At 69.9% G+C, this 13,029-nt stretch carries 10 protein-coding genes; 5 read left to right on the forward strand and 5 right to left on the reverse strand.

Annotated features, from left to right (window positions below; all coding sequences use genetic code 11):
* Positions 1–49 precede the first annotated feature (49 nt).
* Genes B840_RS06770 through aspS form a run of 3 tightly spaced genes read right to left on the reverse strand, consistent with a single transcriptional unit; the run spans position 50 to position 4,492 of the window.
* Positions 50–1,408, reverse strand: coding sequence for a replication-associated recombination protein A (locus B840_RS06770; RefSeq protein WP_042621518.1), 1,359 nt, complete (start codon positions 1,406–1,408; stop codon positions 50–52).
* Positions 1,409–1,417: 9 nt separating this feature from the next.
* Positions 1,418–2,647: a phosphotransferase family protein gene (locus B840_RS06775; RefSeq protein ID WP_156971860.1), complete on the reverse strand. Its 1,230-nt coding sequence runs from the start codon at positions 2,645–2,647 to the stop codon at positions 1,418–1,420.
* Between the two features lie 21 nt (positions 2,648–2,668).
* Positions 2,669–4,492: an aspartate--tRNA ligase gene (aspS, locus tag B840_RS06780; RefSeq protein WP_042621519.1), complete on the reverse strand. Its 1,824-nt coding sequence runs from the start codon at positions 4,490–4,492 to the stop codon at positions 2,669–2,671.
* A 134-nt stretch (positions 4,493–4,626) separates the two neighbouring features.
* Between aspS and ypfJ the strand changes: the two genes are divergently transcribed.
* The gene (ypfJ, locus tag B840_RS06785; RefSeq protein ID WP_042621520.1) at positions 4,627–5,517 is read left to right on the forward strand and encodes a KPN_02809 family neutral zinc metallopeptidase; all 891 of its coding nucleotides are present in this window, start codon (positions 4,627–4,629) and stop codon (positions 5,515–5,517) included.
* A gap of 220 nt (positions 5,518–5,737) precedes the next feature.
* Here ypfJ and B840_RS06790 read toward each other — a convergent pair whose 3' ends face one another.
* The gene (locus tag B840_RS06790; RefSeq protein WP_042621521.1) at positions 5,738–6,352 is read right to left on the reverse strand and encodes a malonic semialdehyde reductase; all 615 of its coding nucleotides are present in this window, start codon (positions 6,350–6,352) and stop codon (positions 5,738–5,740) included.
* 55 nt (positions 6,353–6,407) lie between these two features.
* The gene (locus B840_RS06795; protein ID WP_042621522.1) at positions 6,408–9,038 is read right to left on the reverse strand and encodes a DEAD/DEAH box helicase; all 2,631 of its coding nucleotides are present in this window, start codon (positions 9,036–9,038) and stop codon (positions 6,408–6,410) included.
* Between the two features lie 30 nt (positions 9,039–9,068).
* Between B840_RS06795 and B840_RS06800 the strand changes: the two genes are divergently transcribed.
* The 4 genes from B840_RS06800 (at position 9,069) to B840_RS06815 (ending at position 13,023) form a co-directional block, all read left to right on the forward strand.
* Complete coding sequence (locus B840_RS06800; protein ID WP_042621523.1) at positions 9,069–9,803, forward strand: CBS domain-containing protein; 735 nt, start codon at positions 9,069–9,071, stop codon at positions 9,801–9,803.
* Positions 9,804–9,872: 69 nt separating this feature from the next.
* On the forward strand, positions 9,873–10,988 hold the full coding sequence (locus B840_RS06805) for an LLM class flavin-dependent oxidoreductase (RefSeq protein ID WP_042621524.1): 1,116 nt from the start codon (positions 9,873–9,875) through the stop codon (positions 10,986–10,988).
* A complete protein-coding gene (locus tag B840_RS06810) occupies positions 10,989–11,654 on the forward strand; it encodes an FMN reductase (RefSeq protein WP_042621525.1) in 666 nt (221 codons plus the stop codon).
* Between the two features lie 22 nt (positions 11,655–11,676).
* Positions 11,677–13,023, forward strand: coding sequence for an L-serine ammonia-lyase (locus tag B840_RS06815; RefSeq protein ID WP_042621526.1), 1,347 nt, complete (start codon positions 11,677–11,679; stop codon positions 13,021–13,023).
* The last annotated feature ends 6 nt before the right edge of the window (positions 13,024–13,029 follow it).

The raw sequence follows: 13,029 nt of genomic DNA on the forward strand, positions 1-13,029 counted from the left end.
CAGATTGTTGTCTGGGTCGGGGTACCACTCTACTCGCCGCAGTCAAGCGCTAGTTCTTTCCCCGCACGATCCGGCGCAGACGGCCGATGTAGTCGCGGATGCGCTTCTCCGCGCCGTGGTCGGTGGGCTCGTAGTAGACGGCGTCGCTGAGCGGGTCCGGCAGGTACTGCTGCGTGACGACGCCGCGCGGGTCGTCGTGCGGATACGCGTAACCCACCGCGTTGCCCAGCTTCTTCGCCCCCTCGTAGTGGCCGTCGCGCAGGTGCGCGGGCACGTGCCCGATCTTCCCCTCACGGACGTCCTGCTGGGCGGCGTTGATCGCGTTGTACACGGCGTTCGACTTCGGCGCGGTGGCCAGGTGGACGGTGGCCTGCGCGAGCGTGAGGCGGGCCTCGGGCATGCCGATGAGCGCCACCGCCTGGGCGGCGGCGACCGCGGTCTGCAGCGCGGAGGGGTCCGCCATGCCGATGTCCTCGGTGGCGTGGATGACCAGGCGGCGGGCGATGAAGCGGGGGTCCTCCCCCGCCTCGACCATGCGGGCGAGATAGTGCAGGGCTGCGTCGACGTCGGAGCCGCGGATCGACTTGATGAAGGCGCTGACCACGTCGTAGTGCTGGTCGCCGTCGCGGTCGTAGCGGACGACGGCGCGGTTGACGTTCTGGCGGATCACTTCGGAGGTGATGGCCTCCCCGTCGGCGAGCGCCTCGGCGGCGGCCTCCAGGTAGGTCAGGGCCCGGCGGGCATCACCCCCGGCGAGCAGGACCAGCTGGTCGAGCGCCTCATCCTCCGCCGTGATCCGTCCGCCCAGCCCCCGCTCGTCCGCCAGGGCGCGGGTGAGGACGTCGCGCACGGCGGCGTCGTCAAGCGGCTTGAGCTGCAGCAGCAGCGAACGGGACAGCAACGGAGCAACGACGGAGAAGGAGGGGTTCTCCGTGGTGGCGGCGACCAGCAGGACGGTGCGGTTCTCGACGGCCGCGAGCAGCGCGTCCTGCTGCGTCTTGGAGAAACGGTGCACCTCGTCGATGAACAGGACGGTCCGCTGACCCTGGATGAGGTCGCGGCGGGCGCGGTCGATGACCTCCCGGACCTGCTTGACGCCCGAGTTGAGCGCGGACAGCCCGACGAAGTTCTGGTTCGTCGCGGTGGAGACCAGCGACGCGATGGTCGTCTTGCCCGTGCCGGGCGGGCCGTAGAGGATGACCGAGGCCTCCCCCGACCCCTCCACGAGCCGGCGCAGCGGCCGGCCGGGGCCGAGCAGGTGCTCCTGGCCGGCGATCTCGTCCAGGGTCCGCGGCCGCATCCGGGCGGCCAACGGGGCGTGGCCGCCGACGCGGAAGAAATCGGACCCGGTCGGGCGGTCCGGGCCGTCCTGCGGCTCCGGAGCACCGAACAGCGTGTCCTGGCTCAACGCCTGCTCTTAACGGCCCGGCAGCGCGGGTTCGGCGACCCGGTCCGCGATCCCCTGGCTGAACGCCGCGATGACACCGTAGGAGGGGTCCGCGCCGCGGCCGGCGTAGCGGGCCAGCGCCTCGAAAGTCTCGAAGAGGTCCCGGCGCACGACGATCTCCTCCGCGGTGAACGGGCCGTGGGAGGCCGGGCGCAGGAGGTCGCTGACGCCCTCGATGCGATTCGGGTCGAGCTCGTCCTCGCCCTCGTAGAGCATCGCCATCGCCGCGGACACCGAGCCGAAGTGCAGCAGCGCGACGCTGGCCAGGGCCCATCCCAGCAGGGCCGCCATGATGCGGGAGTGCAGGTGCGCCTCGTTGTTCACGTTCGGCCAGAGCGAGTTCACCTCGTGTGTCCAGGACTCGACGAACACGTCGGCCTCGTCGTCCGAGATCGGGTGGCTGAACAGGAACTGCGGGAACCCCGCGATGACGCACGCCAGGTCGAAGCTGACGTCCCGGAAACCGGCCCACTCATAGTCGAGGAAGTGGGTGCGCTCGGCGACGATGATGTTGTCCGGCGAGAGGTCGAAAGGGGTGAACGCCCGGTGGTGGGCGCTGAGCAGACGGTTGCGGCCCTCGGCCGCGAACTCGCTCACCAGGTCCGGGATCTCGATGCCGGCCTTGCGCAGCAGGTCCTCGCCCACGTGGATGGACTGGAGGAGGGCGCTGTCGCGGAGTTCCTGGAGCTCCGCGGAGCCGGGGTGGTGGCGCAGCATGCGGGTGAACAGGGTGTTGAAGTCCTGTTCGCGCTGCGCCGTTCCGGCGTGCATGCGTCCCAGGGCGGTGCCCAGGTTACGCAGGATCGCCATCCGCCGGTCCGGGTCCTCCAGCTGGAGCAGTTCGGCGAAGGTGTCCCCGTCGCCGGAGTCGCTGATCACCATGATCCGCTGGTCCACGTCGTGCGCGAGCAGCACCGGGCCGGGCCGCACTTCCTCGCTGAGCGAGGTGGTGAACTGGTAGGAGACGATCTCGCGGACGAGCGCGGCGTCGTCGATCGGGTCGCCCGTCTTGGGCACGTACTTGAGGATGACGGAACGCTGCTGCAGGAACGGCGACGACACCACTCGGGCGCGGAGTACGACGGAACCGCCGGAGCCGCCGAGCTGCGATACCTCGGTCAGCTTCTGCGCACCTCCGAACCTCCTGGAGAGGAGATCCTCGGCGATGTCGACGATGTTGTCGTTCTTCAGCAGTGCCATAATCAGTTCCTCAGGCCAGGTTTATTTGGCCTGTTCACCCTTCTGGTCGTCCTTCTTCTCCGGCTTCTTCTCCGGCTTGGCGTCGATGCCCGCCTCCTTGCGCTGCTGCGCGGTGATCGGGGCCGGGGCCTCCGTGAGCGGATCGACGCCGCCGCCCGACTTCGGGAACGCGATGACGTCGCGGATGGAGTCGAAACCACCCAGCAGCGACACGATGCGGTCCCAGCCGAAGGCGATGCCGCCGTGCGGCGGGGCGCCGAAGGCGAAGGCGTCGAGCAGGAATCCGAACTTCTCCTGCGCCTCCTCCTCGGAGATGCCCATGACCTTGAACACGCGCTCCTGGACGTCGCGCTGGTGGATACGGATGGATCCGCCGCCGATCTCGTTGCCGTTGCAGACGATGTCGTAGGCGTACGCGGTGGCTTCGCCCGGGTTCTGGTCGAAGGTGTCGAGGAACTCCGGCTTCGGGGAGGTGAAGGCGTGGTGGACGGCCGTCCAGGCGGAGGTGCCCAGGGCCACGTCGCCGGAGGCGGTGGCGTCGGCGGCGGACTCGAACAGCGGTGCGTCGACCACCCAGGTGAAGGCCCAGTCACCCTCCTTGATCAGGCCGAGCTTCTCGGCGATCTCACCGCGCGCCGCACCCAGCAGGGCACGGGAGGAGCGGGTGTCGCCGGCGGCGAAGAAGATGCAGTCGCCCGGCTGCGCGCCCACGTGCTCGGCGATGCCCGCGCGCTCGGCGTCGGTGATGTTCTTGGCCACCGGCCCGCCGAGCTCGCCGTCCTCGCCGACGAGGATGTAGGCCAGGCCCTTGGCGCCGCGCTGCTTCGCCCACTCCTGCCACGCATCCAGCTGACGACGGGGCTGCGACGCCCCGCCCGCCATGACGACGGCGCCGACGTACTCGTTCTTGAACACCCGGAAAGAGGTGTCCTGGAAGAACTCGGTGCACTCGGTGATCTCGATGTCAAAGCGCAGGTCCGGCTTGTCGGACCCGAAGCGGCGCATCGCCTCGGCGTAGGTGATGCGCGGGATCGGGGTGGTGATCTCGTGGCCGATCAGCTTCCACAGCTCGACCAGGATCTCCTCGGCCAGAGCGATGACGTCGTCCTGATCGACGAAGCTCATCTCCACGTCCAGCTGGGTGAACTCCGGCTGGCGGTCCGCGCGGAAATCCTCGTCCCGGTAGCAGCGGGCGATCTGGTAGTAGCGCTCCATGCCGGCGACCATGAGCAGCTGCTTGAACAGCTGCGGGGACTGCGGCAGGGCGTAGAAGGAGCCCGGCTTGAGGCGCGCCGGCACCAGGAAGTCGCGCGCGCCCTCCGGAGTGGAGCGGGTGAGCGTGGGGGTCTCGATCTCAGTGAAGGTGTGTGTGTCCAGCACGCGGCGGGCCGCCTGGTTGGCGCGCGAGCGCAGACGCAGGGCCTCCGCCTGGCGGTCGCGGCGCAGGTCGAGGTAGCGGTACTTCAGGCGGGTCTCTTCGCCCACCTCGCCGCCGGCCTGGGACGAGTCGCCGATCTGGAAGGGCAGCGCGGCCGAGGTGTTGAGGACGGTGAGCTCGGTGACGTTGATCTCGATGTCGCCGGAGGCCAGGTTGGGGTTCTCCGAGCCCGCCGGGCGGGGTTCGACCACGCCGGTGATCTGGACGCAGTATTCCGAACGCAGGTCGTGGGCACGCTCCGCGACGTCAGATTCACGGAACACGACCTGGGCCAGGCCTGAGCGGTCGCGCAGGTCGATGAAGATGACGCCGCCATGGTCGCGACGGCGGGCCACCCAGCCCGTCAATGTCACAGTCTGGCCAGCGGTTTCTTTGCGGAGGTCGCCCGCGAGGTGAGTGCGCAGCACGTTCGTTCTACGTCCTTCCAGGATTGGTCGGGGGTTGATTGGGGCAGTCTGGTTCTCCGGAGGAGTCTACCCCGCCGAAAAACTCCCGGTTCCACTCCCCCGTCAGCAGGTGTGATCTGTGGCATGATCAATCCATGACATTCCGTGGAGATGCCGACATCAGCGGACGCCGGAAGGCCACCACCGGCGGACGGGGCGGCAGGATCGCAGCGGGTGGCGGCCTGGGTTCACTGCTGTTGGTCGGATTGTTTCTCCTGATGGGCGGAAACCCCGGGGACATCGGCCAGGTCCTCGGTGGGGGCGGTGGGGGCCAGGGCCAGCTCCCCGGCGGGCAGACCAGCACGCTGGAGCACTGCCAGACCCCGGAAGACGGCAACATCCACGCCGACTGCCGGGTCGACTACGCCGCTGGCTCCGTCGACCAGATGTGGGAGACCATACTGCCCGAGCAGGCCGGGATCGACTACGTCGCCCCGGGCCGCATCGTTTTCGAGGACGCCACCCAGTCGGGTTGCGGAGCCGCCACCGCCGCGACGGGCCCCTTCTACTGCCCGGCCGACCAGTCGGCGTACTTCGACGTCTCCTTCTTCGACCAGCTCGACCGCCTCGGCGGCTCGGACGCCCCGCTGGCGCAGATGTACATCGTGGCCCACGAGTTCGGCCACCACGTCCAGCAGCTGGAGGGAACCCTGTCCCTGTCGAACTACAACGACCCGGGCGAGGACTCCAACGCCGTGAAGATCGAGCTGCAGGCCGACTGCTACGCCGGCATCTGGGTGTCCCACGCAGACAAGGGCGAGGACGCCTGGCTCGAGCCGGTCACCCGTGAGCAGGTCACCTCCGCCATCGACACCGCCCGCGCGGTCGGCGACGACAACATCCAGCAGCGCTCCGGCGGCGAGGTCCGCCCCGACCTGTGGACCCACGGCTCCTCCGAGCAGCGTCAGAACGCCTTCATCACCGGCTACAACGAGGGCACCATGGCCGCCTGCGACACCCTGGAACGCGGGGTGTACCGCAGCTGACCCCCTCCCGCACAGGGGTCCGTCCGGGTGTCCGGGCGGGCCCCTTCTTCTGTTCCGGTCCCCGTTGTCGGGATCGAGCTGAATCTTCCCGTACACCCTCACCCGGGGGCCGGACCGGGGCGAGAATCAGCTCATCTCCGACACCCGCCCGAGGGCACCCCGCCCCGATGGATTCACCGGATACAGGGGTACGAAGAGTCGTGGACAGTCAGCAGACTGTTCAGAGCGTCTCGACGACCTCGTCGAAGCCGAGACGCGGCAGGCGGTCGTAGTGGGCGTTCTCGCCCGGCTTGCCCATGTTGATGGCCACCATCACGCGGTGCCGGCCGTCGGGGAAGAACTCCGCGGAGACCGCCTCGGCGTCGAAGCCGGTCATGGGGCCGGCGGCGAGGCCGGCGGCGCGGATGCCGATGATCGCGTAGCCGATCTGCAGACCGGTGTTCAGCTCGGCCATGCCGGCGCGGCCTTCCTCGTCGCCGGCGAACATGTCGCGGGCGCCCTCGAAGTGCGGGAAGACCTTCGGCAGCTCTTCGTGGAAATCGACGTCGGCGGCGAGCAGGACGGTGGCCGGTGCGCTCTCGGTCTTGGCGCGGTTGCCTTCGGCCATGTGCGGCAGAAGACGGGCCTTGGCTTCCGGGGAGCGGACGACGACGACGCGCAGCGGCTGGGCGTTCATCGCGGTCGGCGCCCACTTGACCAGGTCGAAGATCGCGTTGATCTGCTCGTCGGTCACCGGCTCGTCGGTGAAGGTGTTGGCGGTGCGAGCCTCGCGGAACAGGATGTCCTGCGCCTGGGTGTCGATGACCAGCGGGTTCTTGTTCTCAGTATCAGTCACATCAAGAAGAACAGGTATTGATGCCACTTTATTCCCCTCCCGGGAGTGATTCTGCTCATGAAACGTAGCCGAGCCGTTCCCGCTCTGCGGCGATGATCATTTCCGCGAGCTGTCCCTCGGTGACGTCGACAGCGTCGTGCACCGCCGCGCTTTCCGACGGCCGCGCGTACGCGTCGAAGAGCTGCGCCTTGCCCGCGAGCATCTCGAGCATGCGCTCGTCGACGGTGTCGTCGCCGATGAGGCGGTGGACCATGACGCTCGAGGTCTGCCCCATCCGATGGGCGCGGGCGATAGCCTGCGCCTCGATGGAGGGCTTGACCTGGGGCTCGACCAGAATCACCACCGACGCGGACTGGATGTTCAGGCCGGTCCCCGCGGCGGTGATCTGGGCGAGGAGGACGGACCCGCCGGGGGCGGAGCCGAGGGCGTCGATGAGCGACTGCCGGGTGGCCGGGGGCACGGCGCCGGACAGGCGCCCGACGACGCGGTGGCCCAGGTCGGCCTCGAGGACGTCCAGGACGTCGAGGAAGTAGGTGAAGATGATCACGCGGCGCCCGGCCTCCTCGGCCTCCCCGACGATCTCCCGGATGCGTTCGAGCTTGGCGGGCACAGCGTCGGGCGTGGTCATGGCGGCGCGGCGCATGGCCATGAAGCTGCCCCGACGGACGGTGTCCGCGTAGTGCGCCTCGTCAGCCGGGGTGAGGTCGATCCAGTCGAGCTGCTCGAGCTTCTCGGGGAGTTCGTCGAGCACGTCCGTCTGGTTGCGGCGCAGGTACGCCGGGGCGATCCGGACCCTGAAGTCGGCGGCGGACATGCTCGACATTCCGGCGCTGACCAGGTCGGGAGCCACGAAGCTGACCAGCGTGGCGAACTCGTCCACACGGTTCTCCAGCGGGGTGCCGGTGAGGAGGAGGGCGTGGGAGGCGGCGTCGATGAGTTCCCGGACCGCGCGGGTGCGGGCGGCGGCCGGATTCTTGACCATGTGCGCCTCGTCGACCACCACCAGGTCGGGTGCGGGGAGGCTGGTCGTGCGGGCCCCGTCGTAGGTGATGGCGCAGATGCCGCCGGTGTCGGCCCACGCCGCGACGGCCTCCTCCCGCCCGGCGCCGTGGGCCCGGTAGACGGGGAGATCGGTGAAGCGGCGGGATTCACGCACCCAGTTCGTGATCACCGAGGCGGGGCACACCACGAGGGTGCGGCGCTGACCCTGCGCGGCCAGGTGCGCGGCCACGGCGAGCGCCTGGACGGTCTTGCCCAGGCCCATGTCGTCGCCGAGGACGACCTTCTCCTGCACGAGGGTGAAGCGCGCCCCGAAGGACTGGTAGCCGCGCAACTGCAGGTCGGTGAGGTGGGTCCGGTCGAGGCGCAGCGAGCGGATGCGTTCCAGGACGTCGGCGGCGAGGTCGTCGCCGCCCTCGAACTCGAGGTCGAGCAGCGTGGCCAGCAACGCCTGGTAGTGGGCCGGGCGGGCCAGGTAGTCTGCCCAGGTCTCCTCCCCCACCCTGACGGGGTCGGCCGGCTCCAGGATCTCCCGGTGCGCGTCGGCCCAGGCGATGTCGTCGCTGAACTGCTCCCAGCCGGCCGCGTCCGGGGTGAGAGCCGCATCCCAGAGGCCGCCGCCCGCCGGCACGCGCCCGGCGTAGTCGAGGATCCGGCGGCGGCGGGCCCGCTGGGCCTCGTCCAGGTTGTTGATCTGGTCGAAGTGCGCCAGCACCCGGACGAGCCCGGCGGCCGCGGTGGTGGGGGTGTCACCGATGCCGGTGGTGTGGGTGACCACGGCCTCCCGGCGCAGCGTCTCGGCGGCGGCCTTGAGCCGGCGGGCGGTCTGCCCGCCGATCCCGTGCACCTGGGTGAGCCTGCCCAGTGGAGCCTCCAGGACGTCGGCGACGGTGTTCACCCCGACGCTCTCCAGGCCGGTGAAGCGCAGCCGCTCGTTGGTGGCGGTCCGCAGCGCGTCGACGGGCAATTGGCGCAGCAGGATCCCGGCGCGCTCGGCGGTCAGCGAAGACAGGAGGTGTTCCGCCCGGCCGCGCAGGGCGGGTTCGGAGTTCGGGTCCTGGGCCAGCGCCCGCGCCCGCGCCAGAACGCTGGCCTGGCGGGCCGCGTCATACTGCGTGAAAATCAGGGCAGGATGTCCCACGGCTCGGCCGAAGGCCTCCCGCGCCGCGGCCGTGAGGTGTCCCGGAGTGCCGTGCGAGCCGGGGTGCAGCTGCACTCCCCTTCCCTGGTGCCGGGCGGCCTCCTCCACCGCCGCCAGGTGTCCGCCGACCTCCCGGTCGAGCGCGCCGAAGGCCGGGTCCGCCAGGCGGGCCTGCAGTTCCTGGGCCGCCCGGCGGGAATCCTCGAGGCCGGCGCCGCCGAAGAGCCGGCCGAAAAAGCCCGGCGCGGCGCCTTTCGCCTTCTCGCGCAGCGATGCGAGCACCGCGGCGGCGGCGATCTGGCTGCGGAACCGTTCGCGGGTTCCGGGCAGCCGGTCCAGCTCGGCCAGGGCGTAGAGCTGTTCCGGCCAGGCGACCGCGCCGGGCGGGATGAGCCAGCCGCCGGACCCGGGAAGCTCGACGGTGGCGCGGATCCCGGGGAGGGGGACGGCGGCGTCGAGAAGCAGGGATGCGCGGCGGGCACGGTCGAGGACGCCGTCCGCCTCGCTGAGCAGTGCGGTGAGCGTCTCGCGGTTGAACTCGGCCATGCCCGTCATTGTCCCACTACCCTGGCGGTCATGAGCGAGCAGACACCCGCCAACCGCGCGATCCCCTTCCTGGCGGCCTTCAACGACATCGAGAACTATCTCCGGGAGCTGTTGGACGCGAAGAGGTCCGATAACTTCCGGTGGATGGTCGACCTCGCGGTGCGCAAGCATCTGCTGTCGGACGAGCACGCGGTGGAACTCAAGGAGTTCGCCGAGCTGCGCAACGCGATCACCCACGGTCTGTACACGGAGGACATGCGCCCCATCGCGGAGCCGCTGCCGGAGACGGTGGCGGCGATCGAGCGCATCCGGGATCTGCTGCGCCACCCGCCGACGGCCCTCGGGGTGCTCGGGCAGCACGAGGTGCACACCTTCTCGCCGGCGGACGACATCCGCGACGCGCTGCGCATCATCCGCCGCACGAAGATCTCGCAGTTCCCCATCTACGAGGGCGGCCGCTGTGTCGGACTGCTCACCACCAACACGATCGCCCGGTGGGTGGCGGCGGATCTGGACGACAACGACCATCTCGACGCCCGTTCCATCGCCGAGGTCCTCGACTGGGCGGAGGAGAACGACCGGGCGGTGTTCCTGCCGAAGGACGCGCTGGCGCAGGAGGTGCTCGACGCCCTGACCACCCCGCGGAAGGACGGGTCCCTGCCGCGTGCGGGCATTCTCACCGAGCACGGGCACAAGGATCAACGGCCTATCCGGGTGATCGGCGGTTCCGACATCGCGCAGCTTCTCGACGCCGTGGGGAACTGACTCCTTGACTCGTTGTTGACATGTCACCTACAGTGGTGGCATTAACTGACACCCACAGGAGCAACCACCATGCAGTTCGGCATCTTCACCATCGGTGACGTCACCACCGACCCGACCACCGGCACCACCCCCACCGAGGGCGAGCGCATACACGCCATGACCCGGATGGCGCTCAAGGCTGAGGAGGTGGGCCTGGACGTCTTCGCCACCGGCGAGCACCACAACCCGCCCTTCGTCCCCTCCTCCCCCACCACCCACCTGGCCTACATCGCGGCGCAGACCGAGAAGCTCCAGTTCTCCACCGCGACCACGCTCATCACCACCAACGACCCGGTCAAGATCGCCGAGGACTACGCCTTCCTCCAGCACCTCTCCGGCGGGCGCATCGACCTCATGATGGGCCGCGGCAACACCGGCCCGGTCTACCCGTGGTTCGGCAAGGACATCCGTCAGGGGATCCCGCTGGCCATCGAGAACTACCACCTCCTGCGCCGCCTGTGGCGCGAGCCGGTGGTCAACTGGCAGGGCCAGTTCCGCACCCCGCTGCAGGGCTACACCTCCACGCCTGCCCCGCTGGACGGCGTCCCGCCCTTCGTCTGGCACGGCTCCATCCGCTCCGTCCAGATCGCCGAGCAGGCCGCCTTCTACGGCGACGGCTTCTTCCACAACAACATCTTCTGGAACAAGGAGCACACCGCGAAGATGGTGGACATCTACCGCCGCCGCTTCGAGTCCTACGGCCACGGCCAGGCGGACCAGGCCATCGTCGGCCTCGGCGGCCAGGTCTTCATCGGCGAGACCGAGGAGGCCGCCAAGAAGACCTTCCGCCCCTATTTCGACAACGCCCCCGTCTACGGCCACGGACCCTCCATGGAGGAGTTCACCGACATGACCCCGCTGACGGTGGGCACCGTCGAGCAGGTCGTCGAGCGCACCATGGAGTTCGCCGACTGGGTCGGCGACTACCAGCGCCAGCTCTTCCTCATCGACCACGCCGGCCTGCCCCTGGACATGGTCCTCGAGCAGATCGAGATCCTGGGCACCCAGGTCGTGCCGGAGGTTCGCCGCCGCATGGAGGCGCGCCGCCCCGAGCACGTCCCCTCCGACCCGCCGACCCACGCCTCGCTGAAGGCCAACCCGGACTCCCCGCACTTCAAGGTCCGTCCGGTGGAGGAGAAGGTCTAGATGCGCACCCTCACCGTCATCACCGCCGGCCTGTCCAACCCCTCGACCACCCGGCAGGTCGCCGACCAGATCGCCGCGGCGGTGACAGCCGCCGTCACCGCCCGCGGGGAATCCCTCGACGTCCACGTCGTGGAGCTGCGCGAACTGGTCAACGACCTCGGCCGGTCCCTGACCACCGGTGTGTCCTCCCCCGCACTGGACGAGGTGAAGGAGAAGATCTCCGCCTCCGACGGCCTCGTCGCCGTCACCCCGGTGTTCAAGGCCAGCTATTCGGGGCTGTTCAAGACCTTCTTCGACGTGCTCGACCAGGACGCCCTCAACGGGATGCCCACCATCATCGCGGCCACCGCGGGCACCGCCCGGCATTCCCTCGTCCTCGACCACGCCCTACGCCCGCTGCTGTCCTACCTGCGGGCCGTGGTCGTCCCCACCGGGGTCTTCGCCGCGACCGGGGACTTCGGTTCCGAGGAGGGCGCCAGCATGGAGACCCGCGCCGCCCGCGCAGCCGGGGAGCTCGCCGACCTGATGGTGGCGTCCTCCGGGAGCGTCGGAGGCCTCGGCGGCGTCACCGCCGAGGGCCAGGGCACCCGGCGCCGCACCGGCGTCGACCCGGCTGAGCACCTCACCCCCTTCGCGGACCTGCTCAAGGGGCATGACGGCGAGTAGCTGACGGCGCTACGCTGGCGCCATGAGCGTCAGTGTCCTCGACATGTTCAGCATCGGCATCGGCCCCTCGTCCTCCCACACGGTGGGACCCATGCGGGCCGCGGCCGCCTTCGTCCGCGACCTGGGCAACCTCCCGGAACACGTGGACATCACCCTCCGCGGCTCGCTGGCCTCCACCGGCCGCGGGCACGGCACAGACCGCGCCGTGCTCCTCGGCCTGGTGGGCTGGGAGCCGACGACGGTGCCCGCCGACGTCGACTCCGTGCCGGAACTCGGGGTACGGATCCCCGACGAAGGGTCGGTCACCGGCCCGGCCGGCACCGTCTCCTACCGGATCACCTGGGATCCCGCCCCCGCCCCGGAACACCCAAACTGCCTCGTCTTCAGCGCCGACGGTCACACCAGTGAGTACTTCTCCGTCGGCGGCGGATTCATCCGCACCCGGGCGGACCTCGACACCCCGGCCGGAGGGGGCGGGCCGGAGGTTCCGCTGCCCTTCAGCACCGCAACCGAACTCCTGGCGCACTGCGCCCGGGAGAACCTCACCTTCGCGGAGGTCACCGCAGCCAACGAGGCCGCCCTCCATGGCGGTGCAGCGCAGGTCGACGCCGTCTGGGACGCCATGCGCGCCTGCGTCACCGCCGGAATCGCCACCACCGGGCTGCTGCCCGGCGGGCTGGGCGTCGTCCGTCGCGCGCCCGGACTCTACGCGCAACTGACGGATCCCGACTCCGGGCCCAGGAAAGGCCGCGACGGGCTGACCGCCATGGACTGGGTCAGCCTCTACGCCCTGGCGGTCAACGAGGAGAACGCCGCCGGCCGACGGGTGGTCACCGCGCCGACGAACGGCGCCGCAGGAATCGTGCCCGCCGTCATGCACTACGCCCGCGACTACCTCGCCGACTTCACCCGCCAGCAGGCCCGGGAGTTCCTCCTCACCGCCGGCGCGGTGGGCATCATCATCAAAGAGAACGCCTCCATCTCGGGTGCGGAGGTCGGCTGCCAGGGGGAGGTCGGCTCCGCGTCCGCCATGGCCGCCGCCGGGCTCTGCGCTGCGATCGGCGGCACTCCCGACCAGGTGGAGAACGCCGCGGAGATCGCCCTCGAACACAACCTCGGGCTCACCTGCGACCCGGTGGGCGGCCTGGTGCAGATCCCCTGCATCGAGCGCAACGCCATCGGCGCCGTCAAGGCCATCAACGCCGCCCGGCTCGCGCGGCTGGGCAGCGGCCTGCACCGGGTCACCCTGGACGAGGTGGTGCAGACCATGGCCGAGACCGGCCGCGACATGATGACCAAGTACAAGGAGACCTCCACCGGCGGGCTGGCGGTCAACCTCGGACTGCCGGTCAGCATCCCCGAGTGCTAGCTACCA

Source organism: Corynebacterium marinum DSM 44953 (genome assembly GCF_000835165.1).
GTDB classification, from domain to species: domain Bacteria; phylum Actinomycetota; class Actinomycetes; order Mycobacteriales; family Mycobacteriaceae; genus Corynebacterium; species Corynebacterium marinum.

Bases quoted from the DNA above. Each gene is read 5' to 3' on its own strand.
- ypfJ (WP_042621520.1), top strand. From the start codon at position 4,627: ATGACATTCCGTGGAGATGCCGACATCAGCGGACGCCGGAAGGCCACC.
- B840_RS06805 (WP_042621524.1), top strand. From the start codon at position 9,873: ATGCAGTTCGGCATCTTCACCATCGGTGACGTCACCACCGACCCGACC.
- B840_RS06810 (WP_042621525.1), top strand. From the start codon at position 10,989: ATGCGCACCCTCACCGTCATCACCGCCGGCCTGTCCAACCCCTCGACC.
- B840_RS06775 (WP_156971860.1), bottom strand. From the start codon at position 2,647: ATGGCACTGCTGAAGAACGACAACATCGTCGACATCGCCGAGGATCTC.
- B840_RS06800 (WP_042621523.1), top strand. From the start codon at position 9,069: ATGAGCGAGCAGACACCCGCCAACCGCGCGATCCCCTTCCTGGCGGCC.
- B840_RS06815 (WP_042621526.1), top strand. From the start codon at position 11,677: ATGAGCGTCAGTGTCCTCGACATGTTCAGCATCGGCATCGGCCCCTCG.
- B840_RS06795 (WP_042621522.1), bottom strand. From the start codon at position 9,038: ATGGCCGAGTTCAACCGCGAGACGCTCACCGCACTGCTCAGCGAGGCG.